Annotated in this window: 19 protein-coding genes and 1 tRNA gene; 13 read left to right on the top strand and 7 right to left on the bottom strand. The window is 39.1% G+C overall.

What is annotated here, in order from left to right; all coding sequences use genetic code 11:
* Window positions 1-307: 307 nt before the first annotated feature.
* Entirely contained in the window at window positions 308-550 is a 243-nt protein-coding gene (locus D0T60_RS15895; RefSeq protein WP_163219119.1) for a DUF4248 domain-containing protein, read from the top strand.
* Window positions 551-854: 304 nt separating this feature from the next.
* On the opposite strand, the gene D0T60_RS15890 is transcribed toward D0T60_RS15895, so the two are convergent.
* Window positions 855-1,889: a site-specific integrase gene (locus D0T60_RS15890; protein ID WP_163219118.1), complete on the bottom strand. Its 1,035-nt coding sequence runs from the start codon at window positions 1,887-1,889 to the stop codon at window positions 855-857.
* Between the two features lie 823 nt (window positions 1,890-2,712).
* Between D0T60_RS15890 and D0T60_RS15885 the strand changes: the two genes are divergently transcribed.
* The 7 genes from D0T60_RS15885 to D0T60_RS15860 all read left to right on the top strand — a co-directional run bounded on the left by D0T60_RS15885 (window position 2,713) and on the right by D0T60_RS15860 (window position 9,912).
* On the top strand, window positions 2,713-3,213 hold the full coding sequence (locus D0T60_RS15885; protein ID WP_163219117.1) for a DMP19 family protein: 501 nt from the start codon (window positions 2,713-2,715) through the stop codon (window positions 3,211-3,213).
* 79 nt (window positions 3,214-3,292) lie between these two features.
* Window positions 3,293-4,009, top strand: a complete 717-nt coding sequence (locus tag D0T60_RS15880) for a NigD-like C-terminal domain-containing protein (protein ID WP_163219116.1) — start codon at window positions 3,293-3,295, stop codon at window positions 4,007-4,009.
* 3 nt (window positions 4,010-4,012) lie between these two features.
* Window positions 4,013-4,588 carry a Yip1 family protein gene (locus tag D0T60_RS15875; protein ID WP_163219115.1) on the top strand — a complete coding sequence of 192 codons (576 nt, stop codon included), beginning with the start codon at window positions 4,013-4,015 and terminating at the stop codon, window positions 4,586-4,588.
* Between the two features lie 16 nt (window positions 4,589-4,604).
* Window positions 4,605-5,063: an SsrA-binding protein gene (smpB, locus tag D0T60_RS15870; protein WP_163219114.1), complete on the top strand. Its 459-nt coding sequence runs from the start codon at window positions 4,605-4,607 to the stop codon at window positions 5,061-5,063.
* A 302-nt stretch (window positions 5,064-5,365) separates the two neighbouring features.
* Window positions 5,366-8,101: a methionine synthase gene (gene metH / locus D0T60_RS15865; protein WP_163219113.1), complete on the top strand. Its 2,736-nt coding sequence runs from the start codon at window positions 5,366-5,368 to the stop codon at window positions 8,099-8,101.
* A gap of 132 nt (window positions 8,102-8,233) precedes the next feature.
* The gene (locus D0T60_RS18865) at window positions 8,234-8,356 is read left to right on the top strand and encodes a symporter small accessory protein (RefSeq protein WP_239059585.1); all 123 of its coding nucleotides are present in this window, start codon (window positions 8,234-8,236) and stop codon (window positions 8,354-8,356) included.
* On the top strand, window positions 8,356-9,912 hold the full coding sequence (locus D0T60_RS15860) for a sodium:solute symporter (protein WP_163219112.1): 1,557 nt from the start codon (window positions 8,356-8,358) through the stop codon (window positions 9,910-9,912). Before D0T60_RS18865 ends, D0T60_RS15860 begins: the two co-directional genes overlap by 1 nt.
* Before the next feature lie 65 nt (window positions 9,913-9,977).
* Here the strand turns inward: D0T60_RS15860 and D0T60_RS15855 are convergent, their stop codons facing one another.
* Window positions 9,978-10,682, bottom strand: a complete 705-nt coding sequence (locus tag D0T60_RS15855; RefSeq protein WP_163219111.1) for a hypothetical protein — start codon at window positions 10,680-10,682, stop codon at window positions 9,978-9,980.
* 12 nt (window positions 10,683-10,694) lie between these two features.
* Window positions 10,695-13,382 (bottom strand): YkgJ family cysteine cluster protein, encoded by a 2,688-nt coding sequence (locus D0T60_RS15850; protein WP_163219110.1) that lies wholly within the window; start codon window positions 13,380-13,382, stop codon window positions 10,695-10,697.
* Between the two features lie 243 nt (window positions 13,383-13,625).
* Between D0T60_RS15850 and D0T60_RS15845 the strand changes: the two genes are divergently transcribed.
* Window positions 13,626-14,891 (top strand): putative DNA modification/repair radical SAM protein, encoded by a 1,266-nt coding sequence (locus D0T60_RS15845; RefSeq protein ID WP_163219109.1) that lies wholly within the window; start codon window positions 13,626-13,628, stop codon window positions 14,889-14,891.
* On the top strand, window positions 14,888-15,655 hold the full coding sequence (locus D0T60_RS15840) for a TIGR03915 family putative DNA repair protein (RefSeq protein ID WP_163219108.1): 768 nt from the start codon (window positions 14,888-14,890) through the stop codon (window positions 15,653-15,655). The genes D0T60_RS15845 and D0T60_RS15840 overlap by 4 nt, the downstream gene beginning before the upstream one ends.
* Here D0T60_RS15840 and D0T60_RS15835 read toward each other — a convergent pair.
* Window positions 15,652-16,635, bottom strand: coding sequence for a lytic transglycosylase domain-containing protein (locus D0T60_RS15835; protein ID WP_163219107.1), 984 nt, complete (start codon window positions 16,633-16,635; stop codon window positions 15,652-15,654). The genes D0T60_RS15840 and D0T60_RS15835 overlap by 4 nt on opposite strands.
* Window positions 16,636-16,784: 149 nt before the next feature.
* Here D0T60_RS15835 and D0T60_RS15830 point away from each other — a divergent pair, with 149 nt between their 5' ends.
* Window positions 16,785-17,051, top strand: a complete 267-nt coding sequence (locus tag D0T60_RS15830) for a GNAT family N-acetyltransferase (RefSeq protein WP_163219106.1) — start codon at window positions 16,785-16,787, stop codon at window positions 17,049-17,051.
* 146 nt (window positions 17,052-17,197) lie between these two features.
* Window positions 17,198-20,299: a glycoside hydrolase family 2 TIM barrel-domain containing protein gene (locus D0T60_RS15825; protein WP_163219105.1), complete on the top strand. Its 3,102-nt coding sequence runs from the start codon at window positions 17,198-17,200 to the stop codon at window positions 20,297-20,299.
* A 97-nt stretch (window positions 20,300-20,396) separates the two neighbouring features.
* Here the strand turns inward: D0T60_RS15825 and D0T60_RS15820 are convergent, their stop codons facing one another.
* The 3 genes from D0T60_RS15820 to D0T60_RS15810 all read right to left on the bottom strand — a co-directional run bounded on the left by D0T60_RS15820 (window position 20,397) and on the right by D0T60_RS15810 (window position 24,561).
* Window positions 20,397-20,837 carry a DUF937 domain-containing protein gene (locus tag D0T60_RS15820; RefSeq protein WP_163219104.1) on the bottom strand — a complete coding sequence of 147 codons (441 nt, stop codon included), beginning with the start codon at window positions 20,835-20,837 and terminating at the stop codon, window positions 20,397-20,399.
* Between the two features lie 68 nt (window positions 20,838-20,905).
* A complete protein-coding gene (locus tag D0T60_RS15815; protein WP_163219103.1) occupies window positions 20,906-24,298 on the bottom strand; it encodes an AsmA-like C-terminal region-containing protein in 3,393 nt (1,130 codons plus the stop codon).
* A 190-nt stretch (window positions 24,299-24,488) separates the two neighbouring features.
* Window positions 24,489-24,561 (bottom strand) — tRNA-Lys (locus D0T60_RS15810).
* A 113-nt stretch (window positions 24,562-24,674) separates the two neighbouring features.
* Here D0T60_RS15810 and ettA point away from each other — a divergent pair.
* Window positions 24,675-26,360: an energy-dependent translational throttle protein EttA gene (gene ettA / locus D0T60_RS15805; protein ID WP_163219102.1), complete on the top strand. Its 1,686-nt coding sequence runs from the start codon at window positions 24,675-24,677 to the stop codon at window positions 26,358-26,360.
* Window positions 26,361-26,401: the final 41 nt, after the last annotated feature.

Raw genomic sequence — 26,401 nt, 5'->3', positions numbered from 1 at the left:
TTTTTAGAAGGATCACGAGGATTCTCACGCAAAGTCTTTTTAAATACAATTGCCATCGTTCTTTTTTTTAATAAATAAATGTTTTTTCTAATCTCAGGGGGTAGTCGACTATCGTGATGCAAACTTACGATGCGCCAAAAACCACTTTATACGCAGATTCACGTAGAATCCTGTAGAATCGGTTATTAAAAATCAGTTCATTGTATGTAATTAGGAATATAAATACGATGTATATGTAATAATATATTAGTTTATAAGAAAGGACGAGTAGAGAGCCTTTATTTTATAAACTCATAAAACAGAAAAAATGGACAACGAAAAAATGTTCGTAGTAAAAACCTACCTAAAGGCAGAGTTGGCAATGATGTACCATCCAACACTAAGTAAAGATGCAGCAATGTATAAAATGAAGAAGTGGATTCTGCACAATGATGAGCTCAGAGAAGCATATAGCAGGATTCAAGGAAACCCGCGCGATCATTATTATACGCCTAAACAGGTGGAGCTTATTGTGAAATACCTGGGAGTACCCGTTTCACACACGTATTAAGCGGCACAAAAAAAGGTCGGACCTAAAGACATAAAAGGTCGGACCTAACCACTTAAAAGGTCAGACCTAACAAAGCTTTAGGTCTGACCTTTTGCAAACCAAGCTCTGCGGAAAACGATATTTATAAGTTTTGTAAGTTAATTATAGTTAATTCTATTTTGCTAAAGTGATTCTGTTTGTAATTTTTTAAGATGCTAAAATATAACTACGCTATATAATAGGTATAAGATATGGATTAATACGTAAAATCCGAAGAATAGAGCAATTACCAAGAAGAATCTACCAGATATTTGCGTAATTCAAACTAAACCTCTATGTTTGCATCACGAAAATGTCCGTCACTTATACAGTGACGGACATTTTCATTTCTGTTTACACGCCCAGTACCAACGCCCTTTCTATCAATCCATTTCGGTTTATTATTATTTACTTTCATACCTCTATTGACTGCCGCTATCACTATACTGTTCGCGTTTCTCAATACGCTATCATCAAAGCTTTTCAAATACACATGGGTAACTACCTCCGTTTGATGTCCTAACGCCTGGCTAATATGAGATGCAGGCACACCCTCGTGGTGAGCAATGGTGGCCCAGGAATGACGAGAAACGTAAGTGGTGAGATTTTCTGTGATCCCTAAAAAGGTGGCGATTCGTTTGAGCCTCCGGTTTTGATTGCGCAGGGCGCTTTGATACTGATCGTACGCCTCTCTCTCTTTTTCAGTGATAATAGGAAGTAGGTACGGACTTTCTTTGGATGTAAGAGCCCGGTATTTTAATAAAATCCGCTTAGCCTCTTCGCTAACAGGGGTGTTAATATACGATTTGGATTTGCGACGGTAGTATCTTATACTACCACCTTTCCAATCGGCTTTGCGAAGAAAGGCCAAATCTACAAAAGCGATACCTTGCAGGTAAAAGCTAAGCATAAACATGTCTCTACTGAATTCTAATCCTTTTTTACCGGAAAGATCGGCTTCGCTGATCAGGGAGATGATGGCAGCAGGCAAAGCACGTTTCTGTGTAGGGGTGTGCCTGATAAGTATATTGGCGAAAAGGTCGGGAATATGCTTCACTAAGCCAATCTCTAAGGCTTGATGGTAAAGCCTTTGGAGGATACTGAGATAAAAGGAGCTGGTATTACTTTCTAACCCCCGACCGGAAATCCACAACTGATAGTTACTCAGCCAACTCTTCTCGAAAACGGTAGACAGTTTTAAGTCTTTTCCACCATATTCCAACACACTATTAAGGGTACTACGGTAAGCTTTGGCAGTACCACGCCGCCCCTCGTTACGAAGCCCGAAGATTAAAGGCATTACAAAATTTGATAAGTTCATAATTTATGAATTTTAATTAGGTTTTTATTAAAACAAATATTATTAAAATAATCCTTTTCCTTTAAGAATATTTTAAAGATAGGGAGAAAAACGGGAAAGAAAGGAGGGAGGAGGAAGAAGAGGAAAGAAAATAGGGGGTGCGGAAGAGGAAATAAAGAATATATGTTTAGAAATAAGAAATGGTTGGTGTAATATATAAATGATTTGCTTGTAGTCCGGGGTATAGATATTCATAATCAGTTTGGTACCGTTTTGAGTTAAGTTGAACCGCAGAGTTACGCAGATTAACGCGAAGTTTTTAATACAATGCTGCATAGAACTAAAACTTAATCCTCTGCGTTAATCTGCGTAACTCTGTGGTTCAAATTCCCTCCTTTCCGAACTGATATGAGTTAAGTTGAAATGGGTACGCGGAAAAACGGAATGAGCGGATGAACGCGGAAGATATATTTTCGTCCTTATGTCGCAACAAAAATAATTCCGCGTGTTTCCGCTCATTCCGTGTTTTCAGCGTATCTATCTTCGTTTACTTTAATTTTAATTTAGCCACGGATTACACAGATTAAACGGATTTTTAAGCACAGATTTTAATTTGTGATATCAAACAAGTAAGATATTTATCCGTGTCTTAAAATCCGTGCAATCAGTGTCATCCGTGGCTTAAAAAATAATCCGGTTTCAATCATTTCCGAACCATTATGAACTAATTATAAACATCTACTTAGCTAAACTGCCGGTATTATAAAGAGAATGTGTATCTTTGTCCGGTAGTGTAGTATTTCCATTTACCTATCTACTATTTCTAACTCTTAACTACTAAAATATGATAGAAGTCGAAGAATCTGTTCTGCAAAAAGCTGCAGAAACCGGCATGGATGAATTTATTCATGTATTTACAGATAAATACAAAGAAGCGCTGGGAGGCGATCCTACAGCCGATAATATGCATCTGCTTACAGGAGAACAACATGTGTTGCTTTCTTATCAAATCTTTTTAGACGAGATCATGACGGGTGGCTTTTGTCAACTTATTCAAAATGGATACGGCTCTTATATCTTCGACAATCCTTTTGCCAAAGCCATGCGCTTGTGGGGTACGAAAGATTTCTCGAAACTAATCTATAAAGCCAAAGAGATTTTTGATGCAAGTCGTGTTGATTTGGAACGCGAACGCACCGAAGATGAATTTATGGCGATGTACGAAGATTACGAAGCTTTCGACGATTTAGAAGAAGAGTTTATGGAAATGGAAGAATTGGTGACCATGCAAATAGCCGAATATGTGGATGAGCATCTTGAATTGTTTGCAAAAATAGTTAAGTAACGAATGCAGTATTTAATAGATTATTGAATTTACTCATTAATTACTTATATTTGCACACTCAAAATAGGGTTAGAAAATTATGAAACAGATTAAATTTTTAGTATTAGCCTTTACTATTTTACTTGGTACAACGTTTACTTCTTGTTTGGATTCGGATGATAGTCCTGCAACCTATTATGCTTTTGCTACCGTAAATAATAATATGCTTGGCTATATCACGCTGACAACAGATGACGGGTTAACACTTACTCCGGCGAATCCTACGGATATGAAATACAGTAATGGAGATTACCCCGACCGAGTATATATTGCATATAATTTGGTAGAAGGTCAGGAGATGCAACAAGGCATAACTAAATACGATATTAAGTTTCTGGGCTATATGAATGAAGTAGCTGCTCCTGATTATTCTTCGGAACCGGTTGAGTCAAAAACATATATATATCAGTTAGCTGAAGAAGGTTGGGCTGCTAATAATTATTTGAATATAGCTGTTAGCATAAAATATGGAGAAGATACCAATACCAAAACAGACTTTGCCTTATACCCCGATAAAGTAGAAGACAATGTTTTATACTTTCGTTTGGTGCATAAAGAAGAAGTTGCTAAGGCAAACGGTACTTACTCTTATTATATGAGTTTCTTCCTTCCTACGAAATCGTCTTTACAATCTAAGTTTGAAGAGCTTGAATTCTCAGGAGATAATAATGATGAAATTCAGGTTGTTATTACTGCAGAAGAGGGAGAAGATACAATTATAAAAACAAATCCATTTAAAATAAGATTACTTCGTTAAACATTGAACTACCAGGAAATATTTAAAATATCACTATTGTTGATTTCCTCTCCGGCCAAGGCTTGGGAGGAAATTCGTTTGCAAGAGGATAAACGAAAGGTATTAGCCGCTTTTGTTTATCCTATGATTGGTTTGTGTGCTCTGTCTGTATTCCTCGGATCGTTATTTACAAACGGTTGGGGAGGTCCCGAAAGCTTTCAGGTAGCTATGACGCAATGCTGTGTGGCAATCGTTGCATTGTTTGGGGGATACTTTTTGGCTGCTTATTGTATCAATGAGATAGGAGTCAGGATGTTTGGACTGAAATCGGACATGGCTTTGGTTTCTCAATTTGCAGGCTATTCGTTAGTGGTATTGTTTTTGGCATATATAATAACCGGGTTACTGCCAACTTTTGGCTTGATAGCCTTGTTACTTCAATTTTATATTATCTATGTGGTATGGGAGGGAGTGCCTGTTATGATGCAGGTAAAAGAGAAAGCCCGGCTGAAATACACCCTTATAACATCGGCCTTACTGATAGCTTGTCCGTTGTTAATCAGTTTTGTGTTTAATAAGCTACTTTTCGTACTAAATTAATTTATTACTTTAAATAATGAAACAACCTGCAATTAATATAAAAAACAAACGAGCAAGCTTCGATTATGAGTTTGTAGAAACCTTTACCGCAGGTATTGTATTAACCGGAACAGAGATAAAATCAATCCGATTAGGTAAGGCAAGTTTGGTAGATACTTATTGTTTTTTCTCCAAAGGCGAATTGTGGGTGAAGAACATGCACATTACCGAATATTTTTACGGATCTTATAATAACCATACCGTTCGCCGGGATCGTAAACTCTTACTAAGCAAGAAAGAACTAAAGAAACTGGAACGTGGAATCAAAGAAACCGGGTTCACTATTATTCCATCCCGAATGTTTATCAACGAAAAAGGATTGGCTAAAGTAGTCATTGCTTTGGCCAAAGGTAAAAAGCAGTATGATAAGCGCGAATCATTGAAAGAAAAGGATGATCGTCGTGACATGGATAGAATTAGAAAGATAAGTTATTAATATATTTTGAACCACAGATTAACGCAGATTTTCGCAGAGGATTAAAAAAGATAATTATTAGAGCCTGTTTAAATTTTCCACAGAATAATTATTATAGGATGCTTTCGTTTTTTCTTTCGTACTCTTTTTGTCTGTTTCTTCTCTTTTTGCGGTTCAANTGCGGTTCAAATAGCCCGCTATTCTCACCTTAAAAAGAAAACAAACAGCCTAAAAATAGCACTAAATAAAAGAACGAGCAAAATTTAAACAGGCTCTAATCTGCGAGAATCTGCGTTAATCTGTGGTTTATTATTTCAGTTAGTATGAAAACAATACCTCAACTCATTACCGAGCGAATTTTGATATTAGATGGTGCCATGGGTACCATGATTCAACAATATAACCTGACAGAGGAAGACTTTAGAGGGAATCGATTTACAGATATACCCGGTCAGATGAAAGGAAACAATGATTTGCTTTGTCTGACTCGTCCTGATGTTATACAAGATATTCATCGGAAATACCTGGAAGCCGGGGCAGATATCATTGAAACCAATACATTCAGTTCTACTATTATTTCGATGGCCGACTATCATGTAGAGGAGTATGTGGATGAAATAAATAGGGCAGCCGTTAAACTGGCTCGTGAAGTGGCTGATGAATACACAGCAAAGACTCCGGATAAACCTCGTTTCGTGGCTGGTTCGGTAGGACCTACAAATAAAACAGCTTCCATCTCTCCCGATGTGAATAATCCTGCGTTGCGTGGAGTTACATATAATGAGTTGGTTGAGGCGTATTATCAGCAAATGAGAGTGTTATTGCAGGGTGGGGTAGATGCCATTCTGATTGAAACCATCTTCGATACCTTGAATGCTAAAGCCGCTATCTTTGCAGCCGAACAAGCAATGGAAGAAACCGGAATAAAAGTGCCCTTAATGCTTTCGGTAACTGTGTCGGATGTAGGAGGGCGAACACTTTCCGGACAGACTTTAGATGCTTTTCTGGCTTCTGTTCAACATGCCAATATCTTTTCAATCGGCTTGAACTGCTCTTTCGGAGCCAGACAACTCAAACCATTTCTGGAACAATTAGCGGCAAGAGCACCTTATTATATAAGTGCATATCCAAATGCCGGACTTCCCAACAGTTTAGGACTGTATGATCAGACTCCACAAGAAATGGCTTTGCAAGTGAAAGAATATATAACGGAAGGTCTTATTAATATTATTGGAGGATGTTGTGGAACCACCGATGCTTATATTGCTGAATATCCGGCTTTAGTTAAAGATGCAGTTCCTCATATTCCGGTTGGTAAACCGGATAGTTTATGGCTTTCCGGGTTAGAATTGCTGGAAGTAAAACCCGAAATGAATTTTGTGAATATTGGCGAACGATGTAATGTGGCCGGTTCTCGCAAATTCCTTCGGTTGATACAGGAAAAGAAATACGAGGAAGCCCTTTCTATTGCTCGAAAGCAAGTAGAAGATGGAGCTTTGATTATTGATGTAAATATGGACGATGGTCTACTCGATGCTAAGGAAGAAATGACCACTTTCCTCAATCTGATAGCTTCCGAACCCGATATTGCCCGTGTACCTGTTATGATCGACTCCTCCAAATGGGAAGTTATCACCGCCGGATTGGAATGCTTGCAGGGAAAATCCATCGTAAATTCAATATCCTTAAAGGAAGGAGAAGAGAAATTCTTGTCTTATGCACGTGCCATTAAGCAATATGGGGCTGCTGTAGTAGTAATGGCGTTTGATGAAAAAGGGCAAGCCGATACTTTTGACAGAAAGATAGAGATTTGTGGCAGAGCCTACCGGCTATTAGTTGATAAAGTAGCTTTTAACCCCAATGATATTATTTTCGATCCGAATGTACTTGCTGTGGCTACCGGCATAGAAGAGCATAACAACTATGCCGTAGATTTTATACAAACAGTAGGTTGGATTAAAAAGAATCTTCCGGGTGCAAGAATCAGCGGAGGTATCAGTAATCTTTCATTTTCATTCCGGGGCAACAATTATATCCGGGAGGCCATGCATGCGGTATTTCTGTATCATGCTATTCAGCAAGGGCTCGACATGGGAATTGTAAATCCCGCCACTGCTGTATTGTATACAGATATTCCTGAAGATGTATTGGTTAAGATAGAAGATGTGGTATTAAATCGGCGTTCGGATGCTGCCGAGCGTTTGATTGAACTTGCTGAATCTTTGAAAACAACAACCGCGGATACCAATCAGGCAGTGAAGCAAGATGCATGGCGTACCGAGAATGTGGAAGAACGATTGAAATATGCTTTGGTAAAAGGAATAGGCGATTATTTGGAGAATGATATAGCTGAAGCATTGCCTCTCTACAACAAAGCAGTTGATATTATTGAAGGACCATTGATGGCCGGAATGAATAAGGTGGGAGAACTTTTTGGCGAAGGTAAAATGTTTCTTCCTCAAGTAGTGAAAACTGCCCGTACCATGAAGAAAGCGGTGAGTATTCTACAGCCGGTAATTGAATCGGAGAAACAGGAAGGAACAATATCAGCAGGAAAAGTGTTGTTAGCTACAGTGAAAGGTGATGTTCATGATATTGGTAAGAACATCGTTTCGGTTGTGATGGCTTGTAACGGTTACGAGATAATAGACCTGGGAGTTATGGTACCGGCAGAAACCATCGTTCAGCGTGCTATCGAGGAAAAAGTGGACATGATTGGGCTAAGCGGATTAATTACTCCATCTTTAGAAGAGATGGTGCATGTAGCTGTTGAATTAAAGAGAGCTGGATTAAGTGTTCCCCTATTAATAGGTGGTGCTACAACTTCCAAGCTTCATACAGCTTTAAAGATTGCCCCGGCATATAATGCGCCTGTGGTGTATCTGAAGGATGCTTCGCAGAATGCAGTTGTTGCTTCTAAATTAATGCATGCCGATTCTAAAGAGCAGTTTGTAAGAGAGTTGGAAGAGGAATATAAGAACATACAGAAAAAAGGAACGCCACAGTCTGATTTAGTGTCTTTGGAAGAGGCACAGGAAAATAAGTTGAAACTGTTTTAAGTTAACCATATTGTATACCTAATGAATATTTATAACTAAAGTTTATATTTGTTTATTCAAAACGAAACATTTATTTTAATTATTCAATAAATTCGTTACTTTTGCAACCTGTATCCCTAAAATAGTAACGAAATGTTTGGAATTGAAGATCCGCTAATCTATCTGCCATATCTCTTTTCGGTGATATGTGTACTCTTCGCTGCCTGGTACGGCATTAAGTATTGGAATAAGAACAATGATAAAGACGAAGCCTGATGAGTACATTTGTTCTTGGACTAATAGTGGTGGCTTATTTGCTACTGATTGCCTTTTTAGGCTTTTTGGGATATAGAAAAACAACCTCTTCCAACGATTATCTGGTGGGTGGTCGTGAAATGAATCCCATTGTAATGGCACTTTCTTATGGAGCAGCTTTTATTTCTGCTTCTGCTATTGTAGGGTTTGGAGGATTTTCCGCAGCGTTCGGAATGGGTATTCAATGGCTCTGCTTTCTGAATATGTTTGTGGGGGTCATTATAGCTTTCATATTCTTTGGCCTACGAACCAGGCGGATAGGGGCTAAATTAAATGTGAGTACATTTCCGCAATTCTTGGGGCGTTATTATCGCTCCCGTTCCATACAGGTATTTGTTGCTGCTGTTATCTTCTTAGGAATGCCACTATATGCTGCTGTGGTAATGAAAGGGGGAGCGGTATTTATTGAGCAAATTTTCCAAATAGATTTTAATATAGCCTTGTTGATTTTTACTTTAGTGATTGCTGCTTATGTAATTGCAGGAGGTATGAAAGGGGTAATGTATACAGATGCAATGCAAGCATGTATAATGTTTGCCTGTATGCTATTTCTTCTTTTCTGGTTCTATAAGGTACTTGGAATGGGATTTACAGAAGCGAATGAAGCATTAAGCGATATTGCGCCATTGGTTCCCGAGAAATTCAGAGAATTAGGGCATCAGGGCTGGACGCGCATGCCGGTTGTGGGATCTCCGCAATGGTTTACTCTTGTTACTTCTTTAATAATGGGGGTAGGTCTTGGGTGTTTGGCTCAGCCACAGCTCGTTGTTCGTTTTATGACAGTAAAGAGCAGCAAGCAATTAAATAGAGGAGTTTTTGTTGGCAGCTTATTTATACTGGTGACGGTGGGTTCCATTTATCATGTAGGCCCATTGAGTAATCTTTATTTTTTGCAGACGCAAGGAGGAGTAGCCACAGAAGTTGTTAAAGACATCGATAAGATTATTCCTTATTTTATAGATAATGCCATGCCCGATTGGTTTGGAGCTGTCTTTATGCTTTGCATACTTTCGGCAAGTATGTCTACACTTAGTTCGCAGTTCCATACTATGGGAGCTTCGGTTGGGTCTGATATTTATGGAACTTATAGGCCGCGTTCCCGCAATAAGCTAACCAATATTATTCGCATAGGAATACTTTTTGCTATTTTAGTTAGTTATGTTATTTGTTATATGCTTCCTAATGATATAATTGCCCGGGGAACCGCCATGTTTATGGGTATCTGTGCCTCTTCTTTTTTACCTGCTTATTTCTCTGCCCTTTATTGGAAAGGAGCTACCCGCCAGGGAGCATTGGCCAGCCTATGGGTAGGTGCTTTGAGTACTATCTTTGCATTAGTGTTTTTGCACGAGAAAGAAGCAGCAGCCATGGGAATCTGCAAGGCTGTGTTTGGAAAAGATGTGTTGATTGAATCTTATCCTTTTCCAATGATTGACCCGATAGTATTTGCGCTTCCGCTTTCGATCATGGCGATGGTGGTGGGGAGTTTGGTGACAAGGAAAATAAAACGAAAATAGGAGATAAAAGAAGCCTTCTTTACGTACACAAAAAAAAGAAGGCTTCTCTCTTGCGCAGGTATTTATCAAAAACTTACAGCCACCACCAAATGCGTCTTCTCCTCATACGGATTAACAATAACCTTCCCCGTTACCGGAATTGTTATCCGATCCGTGATTTTCACTTCCTTTCCGATAGAGAGTCCTACATTTACTAAATTGAATTTATTAGCATATAAACCCTCCCAGGGAGTAAATCCGGCTTCTACGTTGAAATCAAATTCTTTGAAACTAAAAGGGTAAGATAACTCAAAGTAAGAAGAATAAGAACGCTTACCATTCTCATTATAATAATCCTCTCCGGCAAAAATAGTACTCCACATTAAGGTAAGGGGTAATCTTTCGCTGAGTGTATAACTTAATATCGCATCAAAAGAATGGCCTGTGGTGCGGGCACTGTAATCAAAATATTTACTGTTTGCATATTCATCCTCATCTCCGGGGAATAAAAAGTAATCGGCCACTTCTATTTGAAATCTTTTGTATTGATAGGCCAGGTAAAAATCAAGCTCCTGACTAAAAGATTTAAGGTCTGTGGAACCCCAGGCATAGAAAGAGAATCCTTTGAAATCGACTCCAACAGTTGGCTGGAAGCTGACATTGGCGTTTTTCATTCCACGCCAGACATAGCTGCTTGTTAAATCGGCATCGATATAAAACTCTTGGGCTTTTAGGCTGATAGGTTGTATCAGGAGGAATAGTAGTACGAAATAGATGATTTTTTGTTTCATGTTTTAGAATAATTAGAGATTTAATTGTAATCGAATATTTGTTCCTTCGGAGTTACTGTCAATTCGCAACTCTCCATGTATGCTTTCTGCTCTGTCCTTCATCGTTCTTAACCCTATGCCCGAAGCTGTTGGGTGAATGTTGTCGAAGCCTTTTCCGTTGTCTGCCACACTCAGTTGAAGCAGTCTGTTTTCTATGTTTAGCGAAACATGAATATAGGTTGCTTTGGCATGCTTCAGACTATTGTTTATTGCCTCTTGTGCAATACGGTATATCTCATATCCGGTTTGTTGCGGAATAAGATTCCAGTCCATTTCCTCGGTCGATGTATAATTCATTGTTACTCCTTGAGGTAATTTGAAATGATAAATCATATCTTCCAACATTTCATCAATGTTGGCATACTGGAGTGGGGGAGGCATTAATTCGTGAGATACATTCCGGATGTTTGCATTCGTATCGTTTAGCAGTTTCAATGCCTTTTGTAGTTTTTCGTTGCTTCCGGGTATTTCTTTCATATTCATTTCTACAGCCAGCAAATTATTGCAAACACCATCATGAAGCTCTTTGGCCAGACGGGTTCTTTCTGCTTCCAAGCCATCAATATACTTTCTGGTAAGTCGTAATTCCGATTCCTTCTGAAGCATAACAAATTCTTTTTCTTTTTCTTCCGCATATTGCGCAAGCTTGGCTGTTTTAGCTTTTAACCGTTGACGATTGAAGAGAAGCAACAAAATAAACATTGCTAACCCGGTGAATATACCTACATACACCAAGCGCTGCTTCATTACCGTTGCTTCTTCTTCCAACTGTTGCCGTTTGAGATGTGCTATTTCGAGTTCTTTTTCTGTAGTTTGATATTTTATTGTAAACTCAGCCATCTTTTTGTTGTGATCGGCCTTAAAAATAGAATCTTTAGCTTGTAAAGCCCTTTGGAGGTATTCGTATGCTTTCTGATACTCTCCCAAACCATTGTGAGCAGTGGCCAAACTCTCATATAGCTTGACATGGAGAAAAGGCGTAGTTTGCTCTTTATACGTTTTTTCCAACTTGGCACCTATGGCTACTGCTTCGCGATATCTTTTATTTTGATTATAGGTAGATAGTTGAGCCTCGTAAAAACCGGTAATCTCAGAACTGTATGGGGGCATTTGTTTAATAACTTCATCGCCCTTTTGAAGATAGTACACAGTAGAATCTGTATGATGCATTTGGTTGTGTATCATAACCAATCGAGTGATGGCAGACAGTATAAAACGAGGGGTGTTGAGGCGTGTACTCAGACTCAAACACTTATGAGCATAGTTTAAAGCTTCCTCTCTATCTTCGGATTTCTTTGTTTCTAACAGAAAACGCGATAAATATGAATAGGCATTGGCTGTCAGGAAATCATTTTTTTCTTCAATAGCTACTTCTAAAGCTTTTCGAGCATACCTGATACCTTCTTCAAGACGATCGGCCTCGTGAGTATTGGTGAATAAGATAGCGATGTTGGCATAAAGAGCAGAAACGCCGCGATTCAATTTCATCTCGCGGTTATATTCAATAGCCTTTTCGTAATAATAAATAGCTTTGTCTATATCTCCTATTTTGCGATGTAGAACTCCAAGCGCATTGTATCCCTCAAAGATTACGATTGTGTCGTTCATCTCTAAGGCTGTTTCCAGCGCTTGTTTTTGGTAATGCATGGCCGAATCATATTTGTTTTCTTCTAAAAAAGAAATGGCTTGCCCATGAAGTAATGTCGACGAGTAGTGAGGTATTTTCTCATCTCCTAATAACTCTAATGACTTTTTGCTGTAATAACGAGCCGAATCTGCTTGTTTGTTCAGGTTGAAGTAATAAATCATGGAGTTATAAACTCCCATAATTCCGTCTCTGTAGTTTATTTCAGTAAATACCTCAATGGCTTTTCTCTTGTCTTCCGTATGATTTTCTGTGATTCCACGCATAAAATCATATTCTGATTTCAATAGGTAATAGCTTCCTATACTTTGTTTGTTCTTTTCTTGAATAGCTGCCTGATATCCTTTTTCCAAACAAATACCGAATGTATCCGAAGCAATTTCAAGATCCGAAAGATAGCGACATACTTTTAGGTAATTGGTAGATGTGGGACTTTTTTGAGCTTCCTGATACAATTTAGAAACAATCTCGTGGGTTTGGCTTTGTAAAGAGTGGATAAACAAAAAGAGAAATAAAAGAGAGAGAGTGGTTTTTTTCAACCTTTCTATAATTTCATAAACAGCCGGACATGTGCGGGCATTCATCACAGTTAACGCGTAAATTTGATGAAACTTTTTTCTGTCGGTATGAGGATATTCCCTACAAGCTTTGGGGCGATCTTCGTAAATAAAGCAGTAGTTATCTTCTCCCAGAAAGGGGCAAGGCATGGACTTGAATACATAATCACCATCTTCGTCGATGCGAAGATATTTCTCGATAACTTCCGTTGGTTTTAGACGCATACTTTTAGCCATGCGTTCAATATCTTTATCGGTAATTCGAGGACCTAATGAACGGCAACAGTTGCCACACTCCAAACAATCAATTTCATCGAATACTTCTTCATGAAGGGCATGAATGGTATCATCTAACTCTCGTAGCCTACTTTTTTTGATGGCTTTAAAGAACGCTTTACTTTCCTTTTCTACTCTAAGAGCTCGTTCTTTTAATGTTTGAATATCTATTTTAATGGGCATGGTTGAAATTTGAATCTGCAAAGTTAAAACATTCTGTATTTAAATAGATAAATCACAGCTTTTTTCCACGATGTAAGAGTGTACGTGGATCTATGTTTGTGTCTTGCCAGTGACACTGTCGTGCCTTGCCCGTGTCACAACTGTGCCACGCCTGTGGCACAATCATCGAAATGCACATGTTAAATTCAGAAATCTCTGCTTCCAACTCTTTTTCTTTCTCGAAATTATCTGTAGTTTTGAACTATGAATGCAGATGTTATTGAGAAGTTGAAAGTGCTTGCCGAATCGGCAAAATATGATGTGTCCTGTGCCTCCAGCGGAACGGTTCGTAAGAACAAAGCCGGTACGTTGGGAAATACGGTAGGAGGGATAGGTGTATGTCATAGTTTTGCCGAAGACGGACGTTGTATTTCACTACTCAAAGTTATGCTGACCAATTACTGCATTTATGATTGTGCTTATTGCATTAATCGCCAGAGTAATGACATTCGGAGGGCAACACTTTCTGTGTCTGAACTTGTGGATATAACAATCGAATTTTATCGCCGTAATTATATTGAAGGACTTTTCTTGAGTTCGGGTGTGGTTCGAAGTCCGGATTATACCATGGAGCGATTGGTGCGAGTGGCAAAAGACCTGCGTTTGGTACATCGTTTTAACGGGTATATTCACCTGAAAAGTATTCCGGGAGCCAGTAGAGAACTGGTGAATGAGGCAGGATTATATGCCGATCGTTTGAGTGTAAATGTAGAGATTCCGAATGAAGACAGTTTAAAGCGGCTTGCTCCGGAAAAAGACTTTCAAAGCGTTTTCCTTCCTATGAAGTACATTCAGCAAGGTGTGTTGGAAAGCAAAGAGGAAAGGCAGAAGTTTAGACATGCTCCCCGTTTTGCTCCTGCCGGACAAAGTACCCAAATGATTGTGGGAGCTACCGGAGATACCGATAAGGATATTCTTGGTTTGTCGTCTGCCCTATACCAACGACCTACTATGAAACGTGTTTATTATTCGGGCTATATATCTGTAAATCATTATGATACCCGCCTTCCGACTTTAAAACAACCTCCTTTAGTACGCGAAAACAGGTTGTATCAGGCCGACTGGTTATTGCGTTTTTATCAGTTTAAAGTAGATGAAATTGTAGATGATGCTTTTCCGCATCTCGACTTGGAAATAGACCCGAAGCTGGCATGGGCGTTGCGCCATCCGGAGCACTTCCCCGTGGATATTAATAAAGCAGATTATGAAATGTTATTGCGTATACCCGGTATTGGGGTAAAATCGGCTCAGTTGATTGTGACTTCTCGCCGATATTCGCGTTTGGGTATTTATCAACTCAAAAAGATTGGGGTGGTACTTAAGAAAGCACAGTATTTTATAACCTGTCATGAGTTGCCAACCAAAACCGTGAATGAACTTAAACCGGAAAATGTTCGCGCTTTATTGTTGCCCAAGCTTAAAAAGAGAATAGATGAAAATCAATTAAGTTTTCAGTTTGCCGACGAATGATAGTATTTCAATATGATAAGACCTTTGAGGGTTTGCTGACTGTTGTGTTTGATGCTTACTTTCGTAAAACTTTCCCGGATGTATTATTAGCAGAAGGAGAGCCCTTGCCTTTATTTTATGAGGAGGCTCTAACTGTAATAGCCGATGCGGAAAAAGCAGATCGTGTGTGGAAAGGACTTCAAAAGAAAATATCGGATTCAGCTCTTTCTATGCTGACTACTTGTTGGTTCTCGGAGCTTGCAGAGATAGATATACTTATTTTTCGTTATATCCGAAAAGCAATAGATGCCCCTAAGTCTATTGAATTGAACTTCGGTGATCCGGATGTGTTGGAATTATCCAAAATATGGAGAAAAGTAAATGGGGAGGCTCATCGTTTAATTCAATTCGTACGCTTCCAAAAAGCAGAAGACGGAACTTTCTTTGCACCCATAGAACCGATATACAACAGTCTTCCGCTTTCCATAGAGCACTTTAAGGATCGCTTTGCCGATCAGAAGTGGATTATCTATGACCTGAAACGAGGGTACGGGTTTTATTATGATTTGCAGACGGTGACTGAAGTCTCTTTCAATAGCAAAGAAACTCATTTAATTACAGGGATGCTGGATGAGAGCCTGATGGCTAAAGATGAAAAACTATTCCAGCAAATGTGGAAAACTTATTTTAAAGCCATAGCCATTAAAGAGCGTATGAACCCCAGAAAGCACAGACAGGATATGCCTGTGCGTTATTGGAAGTATCTAACAGAGAAACAACCTTAATCAATGACCCAGGCTTTGGAATGTACTTTGGTTTTCTTCGGATTGTAGTACATATCTTCCAGTTGTGGAATGGAGAGAATGTATGTGCGCTTGCTCTTATTCTCTAAAGAGCGATCTCGAAGCCACGGATTGGCGTCTTTCAGTTGAGCGTATGTAATTCCTTTTTGTTTGGCATATTCGGCCAGGTTTTCAATGCCTGTTGTAACTGTAACTTCATCGTAAGAAATAACCGGATATAATTGTTCTTTTTTCAACAAGAAACCGAAACGCTGCGGATTTTCAAAAACTTGTTTGGCTGCCAATATGCGAAACATGTAGCGCGAGGTTTCTTCCACTAACCATAAGTCCATGGCATTTTCAACCAGTTGTTTGCTTAATTCACTTGTAATTCTTCCGTTGCCGGCATTGTATGCGGCTGCTACGGTTATCCAGTCGCCATAACGCGCATAAGACTCTTTCAGGTATTTGCAAGCAGCGTTGGTTGCTTTCACCAGATTATAGCGTTCGTCAATATTAGTGTTTATTTCCAAGCCATATTCTTTGCCGGTACCTTGCATAAATTGCCACATACCTGCCGCACCGGCCGGAGATTTAGCCAATTTATTGAGATTGCTTTCAATAACCATCAGGTATTTGAAATCATCAGGAATGTCATTCGCCTTTAAAATAGGTTCTACTATCGGAAAGAAACGGTTGGCTCTCTTGATAGTGAGCATGGTGGTAGAATGCATGTAGGTGAAAGACATTTGTTCTCTGTCCATTCTTTCTCTACGGTCGTAGCGGGTTAAATCAATCTTTTTTCCGGCAAAAGTAACATGCTCAGGAACTTCGGGAGAGGTAACCATATAAGGCACTTCGGATTTGATGGAGTGGCGTTGGTGCTCTTCCAGTTGTTCATTACTAAGTAAGAAAGGGATACTTGCTCCTGCAATTAATGTTAAGGTTGCGGTTACTAATATGCTGATTTTATTCTTTTTCATCGGAATAGTTTAATTATTGTCTGCAAAAGTATTCTTTTATTGATAGATATGCAAGATATAAAAAGTAAAGAGATGCTGCAGACTTTATTTTTAATAAAACAAAACATATACCAATTTGTTTTATACATAAAACCAATAACGATATTCTTATGAACTACGAAATCAAACATTTTCCAGATGAGCATAAATTTGTGACCGAAGTAGAGGGTGAAACTGCTACAGTAGTATACAAGTTATTCGACAAATACCTGGATATCATATATACTTATGTACCTACTTCTATAGGAGGTAGAGGTGTAGCAGCTGCTTTAGTGGAAGCTGCTTATACGTATGCAAAAGAAAATGGTATGGTACCTCAGGCCACCTGTTCTTATGCGGTGCTGTGGTTAAGGAGGCATCCGGAGTTTTTAAAGTAAGTCAGGTAGTCTCAAAAAAAGGTATATATTGTACTTTGACTGTTTTATATACCTTTTTTGATCTTTTTTTATACCCTCTTCTTCAACTTTTCAGCGTATATTCGTCTCCATAATAAATTCTAATTTACTAAATAGACGATTTAAGCATGAAAAAACAACTTCTTATGTGTGGTCTTGCTATGGTTGGGCTTATGGCGAATGCCCAGAAAAATGAGTGGCAAAACCCCGAAGTAAATGCAGTGAACCGTGCGCCGATGCATACCAATTACTTTGCGTACGAATCGAGTGAACTTGCTGCAAAAAACAGTAAAGAGTTATCAACCAATTTTATGACGCTGAACGGAACCTGGAAGTTTAACTGGGTACGTAATTCGGATCAGCGACCAATGGATTTTTTCCAAACAGGCTTTAATGATAAAGGATGGAACGATTTAAAAGTACCTGCTATGTGGGAACTGAATGGATATGGAGATCCTTTGTATGTAAACATTGGCTATCCGTGGAGACATCAATTCAACAGTAATCCTCCTCATATTCCGGTGGAAAATAATCATGTGGGTTCTTATAGAAAAGAAATAGTTGTTCCTGCCGATTGGAGAGGGAAGGAGATTTTTGCTCATTTTGGTTCGGTTACTTCCAATATGTATTTATGGGTAAACGGTAAATATGTAGGATATAGTGAAGATAGCAAACTTGAAGCAGAATTTAATCTTACTAATTATTTAAAACCCGGTAAGAATCTGATTGCCTTTCAGGTGTTTCGTTGGTGTGATGGAACTTATTTGGAAGATCAGGACTTCTTCCGTTTCTCGGGGGTAGGTCGCGATTGCTATTTATATGCACGTAATAAGACTTATATTCAGGATATTCGCATTACTCCCGATCTGGATGCACAATATAAAGACGGCTCATTGAATATTGCTTTACAATTAAAAGGAAGTGCAGTGGTCGATTTGGAATTGAAAGATTGCAAAGGAAATACAGTAGCTTCTACTCAAGTAAAAGGATCGGGCAAACTGAGTGCTGATATGAAAGTAGCCAATCCGGCTAAGTGGACAGCAGAAACTCCCCATCTTTATTCGTTGACGGCTACTCTAAAGAGTGGTAATAAGGTATTGGAAGTAATTCCTCAGAAAGTAGGACTCCGTAAAATAGAGATGAAGAACGCACAGATCCTTGTCAACGGGCAACCTGTTCTTTTTAAAGGAGCCAATCGCCATGAAATGGATCCGGATATGGGATATGTTATTTCGTGCGAACGGATGTTGCAAGATATTCGTGTGATGAAAGAATTTAATATCAATGCGGTGCGTACCTGTCATTATCCGGATAATAATCTTTGGTATGACCTTTGCGATGAATATGGTTTGTATGTGGTAGCAGAAGCAAACATAGAATCGCATGGTATGGGATATGGCGATAAAACATTAGCTAAAAATGCTTCTTATGCGAAAGCTCATATAGAGCGCAATCAACGCAATGTACAACGTAGCTATAATCATCCTTCTGTTATATTTTGGTCGTTGGGTAATGAAGCAGGTTTCGGTCCTAACTTCGAAGCATGTTATACCTGGATAAAAAATGAAGATAAAACCCGTCCGGTTCAATATGAACAAGGACATGGGAATGATTTTACAGATGTGTACTGCCCTATGTATCTGGATTATGGCAGAAGCGAAAAATATGTAAGCGAGAACCCGAAGAAACCGTTGATTCAATGTGAATATGCGCATGCAATGGGTAACTCTCAGGGTGGGTTTAAAGAATATTGGGATTTGACACGTAAATATCCTGCTTATCAGGGTGGTTTTATCTGGGACTTTGTAGATCAGTCTATCCGTTGGAAGAATAAAGATGGCATTGAGATTTACGGATACGGTGGTGATTTCAACCCTTATGATGCTTCCGATCAGAATTTCTGTGATAATGGATTAATTAGTCCCGATCGTGTTCCTAATCCTCATATATATGAAGTAGGCTATATTTATCAGTCTATTTGGACGACTCCGGCTAATTTGCAGAGTGGAGAAGTAAATGTTTATAATGAAAACTTCTTCCGCGATCTTTCCGGTTATTATATGGAGTGGCAACTTCTGGGCGATGGAGAAGTAATACAAAATGGTATTGTCAATGATTTGAAAGTAGCTCCGCAACAAACAGCAAAACTGAAATTAGATTATTCTTTATCGGATATCAATGCATATAATGAAGTATTGCTAAATGTGTGCTATAAACTAAAATCGGCCGAAACATTGTTGCCTGCCGGTTATTCGGTTGCTAAAGATCAACTTTCAGTGAAAGCTTACACTGCCCCTTCTATGAATTTGAAGAATGTAACTCAAACTAACGTTGCAGTAGTAGCTCCGGTTGTGAAGGACTATGACAGAAATTATCTGATAGTTCGAGGAGAGGACTTTGTTCTTGACTTTAATAGATGGAATGGCTTTTTATGCAAATATAAAGTAGAAGGTCGTGAATTTATAAATGATGGTGGCCAGCTTACTCCGAACTTCTGGCGTGCCCCTACCGATAATGATATGGGAGCCAATCTTCAAAATAAATACCGCGTTTGGTTGAATCCGGAAATGAAACTGACATCCTTAAAGCATGAATCTGCTAATGATCAAGTAGTTGTATTTGCTGAGTATGATATGCCTTCAGTTTCTGCTAAGTTATCTTTAACTTATACGATCAATAATAAAGGTAGTATGAAAGTTACTCAGAAAATGACAGCTGATAAGAACGCTAAAGTCTCCGATCTTTTCCGTTTTGGAATGCAGCTACAGATGCCAAACTCTTACGATAGAATTGAATATTATGGACGTGGTCCTCTTGAGAACTATTCAGACCGTAATCATGTAACGAATTTGGGAATTTATTCTCAGAAAGTTGCCGACCAGTTCTATGCTTACATCCGTCCACAAGAAACAGGAACTAAGACTGATATTCGTTATTGGCGCCAGCTGAATACAGGTGGTTTTGGCTTGCAGTTTGTCGGAGAGGCTCCTTTCTCTGCTTCTGCTCTGAATTATTCTATCGAATCGTTAGATGAAGGCCTTCGTAAAGTTCAGCGTCATTCTTCCGAGGTTAAATTGGTTGATTACACGAATTTGTGTATTGATAAGGTACAGATGGGGTTGGGTTGTGTGAATAGTTGGGGAACACTTCCGTTACCTCAATATCGTTTGCCTTATGGTGATTATGAATTTACGTTCATTATGACTCCGGTGAGAAATCAAGTGAGGTAGAAATTTCAACGTTATTATCTTTGAATAAAATTCTAAACAGCATTTAAAAATAGACTGCCAATAGTTGTGTTATTCTTCTGTTGGCAGTCTTTTTTTCTTAACCGAAAAGCTTACCTAATTTGCCTAAAAGACCATCAGCTTTACCTCCGGAAACGCTTTCAAGGATAGATTCTATGCTGAATCCCTTTTCGTTCGGATCGTTTACTTTGCCTGAAATGGCTTTCATTACCATCGGAACAACTGTAGTAGAAATCATATTGGCTACCGACTGCGATAAGCCTATTTTCTGAATCAGTGAACTGGTTACCATTTCGATAATGTTGTTCGTAATAGGGTTTTTTGTAGCAGAAGAACCTTTCTTAAACAGATCAGTGATGTTGGAAAGGTTTCCTAACGTCAGGTTTTCTTTCAATCCATTGGTTACTGCCTCTGTGGTTACATTTACTGCATCTGCTCTTTTAGCTTCGGGCACATTTTCATTATTACTGATAGATTTAATTACAGTCTCTTTTACTAAATTCAAAATTCCGTCTAACATAATTATAATAGTTTTTAGTGGTTAATGACCTGTAGATTAACAATCGACAGGTTTGAATGTTTATGTTTCTAAGGTGTTTTCATAGAAATAATACTATCCGGCTCCACTGCTTCTTGCGAAACAGAGGTTGTGTCTAACAAGAAGAAGGTTTGTCGTAAACTATCCGGCAGGGCTATTGTTGGCCTACGAACAGGTCGTAAGGCGTCTGCCCCGATAATTTCCTGAATACTTCTCTGCAATTTATTCTCCATTTCTTGCCGGAGGTTGATGGTAGTATTGTTCAGCGTTTCTTCCCGGGTGGTGGTGAATAGGTTTTTGTATTTTGGCTTGGCCAAACGTATTTTCATTTTATCAGGACTGCCTGTAATGTTAAGACCTAACTTAAAGGGAACAGGCGATTTTAATACAGTAATATGATAGTCGAACGATAAATCAAGATTTTGAATACCTCCTACGGCTACTTCATATCGGTCTATGGAGATTTGGAAAGGGAAAATCATTAGTTTTTCTTCTTCCAGAATCATTTCTACAGAAAGACTGTCGATAATATTCTTGTGTTTGTTTTTAAACATCAGTGTTTTAGAAATCTCGGAAAAGGTTTCCCCATCCAGCAGAATCATGTTTTTACCATTTAGCACGCAAGAAGCAGTGGTTTGAGGGAGTTGAACATTCATTAAGGAATCAAGTTCCGTTACCGCAGTCATTTTACAATTCACTACTCCTTCGAAGGAGCGCAGCATTGGTGTAAGATCGTCCATCATCGGGAAAGTTTTGATAAGCTCCTTTACGTCTACCTTATCCATATTCAAATCCAATCCCAGATGAGCACCTTTTCGGTTGGGTGCTTTATAAACCATATTTAAGTTGACACTTCCTACATTCGAGTTAAGGTGTAGGCGAGGTAACTGTATGGCTTGATCGCGTAGAATAATATTCCCCCGGATGTTTTGCAGGTTCAAGTCGGAGTATTTGGCATGTTTAATAATAGAATTGAACTCAATGTTCAGGTTTCTGGGAATGACAAAGATGCCTGATTGTATGGTGTCTAACTCTGTGGTAACCAAATTGTTATCGTCGAGTACCTTCTCGGAGATCGAATCTTTTTCCTGTGTGTTCTTTCGGGTATATTCGCCCCCGGCAATGGCTGCTTTTATTAATTGATTAAAATCGATAGAGTCGGCAAGAAGATTTAAGCGGGCAGCTACTTTTCCGTTGTATAGTAAAGCACCGCGTATACCTTCTATCTCTCCGTTTAAAGAAAGATCAGATGCCCCAATCTTCACCTGAGCCTTAGCCAATGAAAGGGTATTGGTAGTGAAACTCATTTCCGATTCACTCATGCGTAGCGGGAGTGGAAATAAGGGGGTTCGGAAACTGATGTCTTTGCTTATTAAACTTCCGGATACTTCCCATTTGCGTAAAAGATCTCGTGTTTCTTTAGATTCCAATCTGAAAGAGAGGTTTGTTTCTACATCAGTACGACTTTTTCGGATAGAATCTCTTTGAACACGGGTTAGGGTAGTATCCCTTCCGGCAATATTGGTTCGTGGTTGTCGAGGTGCTGCTTTTACTGCTTTAAGGGTTAGAACTGCATTACTCATCCGACCGCCCATGGTCAGAAATCTTCCTCTCAGGCTGTCTAAGGAAAGACGGGTGCTTACTTCGGGCAGTCGGGGATTCTCTTTGTTGGATGACATGCGGATGGCCGCACTTGTTTTAAAAGCTCGCATCCGGATAGAGTCTCCCATGGTAAGACGTAAGTTTTCAGCTTTTGCGTAAACCATTACTGGCGCAATGCTTCCTGTATCTTGTGGCTCGGAGGTACTAAATCTGGTAGTTAGTTTTCCGGCATTGGCCATCAGTTCCTTTTTCCAGTTTAGGTTTAAACTATCTAAAGTGATGTTTCCTCTTAATAAACTTTCTTGCAGTCTGCCTCGTATGCTATCGGAGGTGTTACTTCCAAAAGCCATATTTGCCAAAGAAGCATAAAAAGAAAGATCCTCTTCCACGCTGTTGAAAGTCACATTCTTAATATGCGTATTACCATTGATGTTTATCTTTCCTAAATTAGTTGACTGTATATCTTCCAACGTGCAATTTCCGGAGAGATTAAAATTGATGGTTCCGCCCATATTGAATTTGTTTTTGGTAAAAGGAAGGTCTTTGGACAATTGAGTTAAATTGATATTTGCCTTTGCATGTGCATCTATAACCGGATTGGTTAGTAAATGGTTGAATGCTCCTTTAAGAGTTATCTGTGAAGAGCTGGATTGGAGGTACAGGTTGTTCAGTGTAAGAGAAGACTTTTCTTTATCAGAGAAATCCAGTAGTGTATAAAAATCAATATCTATTTTCTCCAACAAAGGCTTGTCTGGGTGCTTTACCGACCTCAAAGAGCCATCTGCTAATTTAAAAGATACGGAAACAGGCGGATACTGCTCTTTTCCTAACTTACCGATGATCTTTCCGCTGGAAAGTATCTTTCCATTTCCTTTCAGTTTAGAAGGTATGTCTGAAATATGTTCAGGAATCATACGAATTAAATCGTTTAAGGACGAAGCATTCAGATCGAAGTCAATATCTACATCTGTAGTCAAAGGTTCTTCTCCCCTTGTAAGCATGCCTTTCATGTTTAGCTTTAGGATGCCTACTGAGACAGACCCTTTCTCTATTGATAGGTTTTTCACTTTTCGATCTCTATGCAGTTGAGTTTGGATGCTGAATGGAATACTTTTGGCATAAGTTTTCTCTTGGTGATAGCAAGAAAATCCGCTGGTTCGCAACCTCAGATCCAAGTCGGCTTTCGCTTTGGAGAGATTTCCGTTTAACCTCATACGCAGGCTGTCGACCATTAAGAAAAGATCCTGTTGCAAGTCATCATAAACAAGGTTGATGTTTTGTAAGCGGATGTTGTTGATATTTAGCTCAGGAGCTTGTGATGTCTTTTTGTTCTCTTCTTTCTTTTCTTCCTCAGTAGTAGCAGTGAAGATATCCCAATTTTTCTTTCCTTCAACATCTACAAAAGCATAAATATCTGCATCCTTAATCTCCAGCTGATTAATGATAATCTGTTTTTTTATAAGGAAAGCAATGGGGTTTAGCGAAACTATGCAATGTTGGAAAGTGATAAGTGTGTCCTGGGGTAATGCGTATGTTTGTAATGTACTGTCGGTGGATGCTGTTGTTTGAGAATGATGAATGACGCTCCCTTGTTGAAGCTTGACCCCTAAATTAGGAAAGGTACTGAAGAAGGTAATATCAATGGATTCGCAATTTACCTGAGCATCTATATATTCGTGAGCTACTCCTAAAATGAAAGGAGTAATTTTTTGAGGAGTAACTATGGTATTCAAAATGATACCAATAGCAATATTAATTAAAATGATGAGTGATAAAATTCCAATCCCAATTTTAAGCAGGATCCTTTTCTTCTTTCTTTTTTCCAAAATATCTTGCGTCATGCTTTACTTTATCAGATTTTTTGCAAGTATAGAATAAAAGCAGCAAACCGAAAAGCAAGTCTTCTTCATTTCTTTTAATTTTAAGATTAATTGATTATAAAAAGACTTTTCCACTATGTAACAGTGGTGCAAATCTATAAAAGAAAAAAACGCAAGAGCTTGATGATGAGCTACTTGCGTTTTCTTTCTGTGATCCGCCTGGGGCTCGAACCCAGGACCCCAACATTAAAAGTGTTGTGCTCTACCTGCTGAGCTAGCGAATCAATCCTTTATTGCGGTTAAGCGGGTGCAAAGGTATAACTATTTTCTTAAACTCCAAAAATATTCCACACTTTTTCCTATCTTTGCGCCAATTAACAATATATACATTATTAATATGGCTGACGATAAGAAAATTATTTTTTCGATGGTTGGTGTAAGTAAAGCATTCCAACCGAATAAGTATGTACTGAAAGATATCTATCTGTCTTTCTTCTATGGTGCAAAGATTGGTATTATCGGTTTAAACGGTTCCGGTAAGTCAACCTTAATGAAAATTATCGCCGGACTTGAAAAATCATATCAAGGTGAGGTTGTGTTTTCTCCCGGATATTCTGTGGGATATTTGGAACAAGAACCTAAACTGGATGATACCAAGACTGTAAAAGAAGTAGTGATGGAAGGTGTGCAACCTATTGTGGATGCATTGACCGAATACGAAGAAATAAACCTGAAATTTGGAGAACCCGAATACTACGAAGATTCGGATAAAATGGATAAACTCTTTGCCCGCCAGGCAGAACTTCAGGATATTATCGATGCAACAGATGCATGGAATCTGGACAGTACTTTGGAACGCGCTATGGATGCCCTTCGTTGTCCACCCGAAGATCAGTTGGTGCAAAACCTTTCCGGAGGAGAGCGTCGTCGTGTAGCTTTGTGCCGTTTGTTGCTTCAAAAACCGGATATACTATTGCTCGATGAGCCTACCAACCACTTGGACGCAGAATCTATTGACTGGTTGGAACAACATCTACAACAATATGAAGGTACAGTAATTGCCGTAACTCACGACCGTTATTTCCTTGATCATGTAGCAGGTTGGATTCTTGAACTGGATCGTGGTGAAGGTATTCCATGGAAAGGAAACTATTCTTCGTGGTTGGAACAGAAAACCAAGCGCATGGAAATGGAGGAGAAAACAGTCAGCAAGCGTCGTAAAACATTGGAACGCGAGTTAGAATGGGTTCGTATGGCTCCGAAAGCGCGTCAGGCAAAAGGAAAGGCTCGTTTGAACTCTTACGATAAACTGTTGAATGAGGATGTGAAAGCGAAGGAAGAGAAACTGGAAATCTTCATCCCGAATGGTCCTCGTTTGGGTAACAAGGTTATTGAAGCCATTCATGTAGCAAAAGCTTATGGAGATAAATTATTATTTGATGATCTGAACTTTATGCTTCCTCCCAATGGTATTGTGGGGGTAATTGGACCTAATGGTGCTGGTAAAACCACTTTATTCCGTCTCATTATGGGATTGGAAACACCCGACAATGGAACATTCGAAGTAGGAGAGACTGTGAAAGTAGCTTATGTAGATCAGCAACATAGTGACATTGATCCTAATAAGAGCGTTTATCAGGTTATTTCCGGTGGCAACGAGTTAATTCGTATGGGTGGTCGCGATGTAAATGCGCGTGCTTACTTATCTCGTTTCAACTTCTCCGGTGGTGATCAGGAAAAGCTTTGCGGAGTGCTTTCCGGTGGTGAGCGCAACCGTCTGCATCTGGCAATGGCACTGAAAGAAGAAGGTAACGTATTGTTGCTCGATGAGCCTACCAATGATATCGACGTTAATACCCTGCGTGCGTTGGAAGAAGGTTTGGAAGAATTTGCCGGATGTGCTGTGGTTATCTCGCACGACCGTTGGTTCTTAGATAGAATCTGTACACATATCCTTGCTTTTGAAGGCGATTCGAATGTATTCTATTTCGAAGGTTCTTATTCGGAATACGAAGAGAATAAGATGAAACGAATGGGAGATGTGGAACCGAAGAGGGTGAGATATAGAAAATTGATGGAATAAAATTTAATAGTCGGTAGCCAGTAGTTAGGTAAATAGATACT

Source organism: Bacteroides sp. 224 (genome assembly GCF_010500995.1).
Taxonomy (GTDB): Bacteria; Bacteroidota; Bacteroidia; order Bacteroidales; family Bacteroidaceae; genus Bacteroides.
The sequence above is the reverse complement of the archived record's forward strand: the minus strand, read 5'-3'. Positions and strand labels throughout refer to the sequence as shown.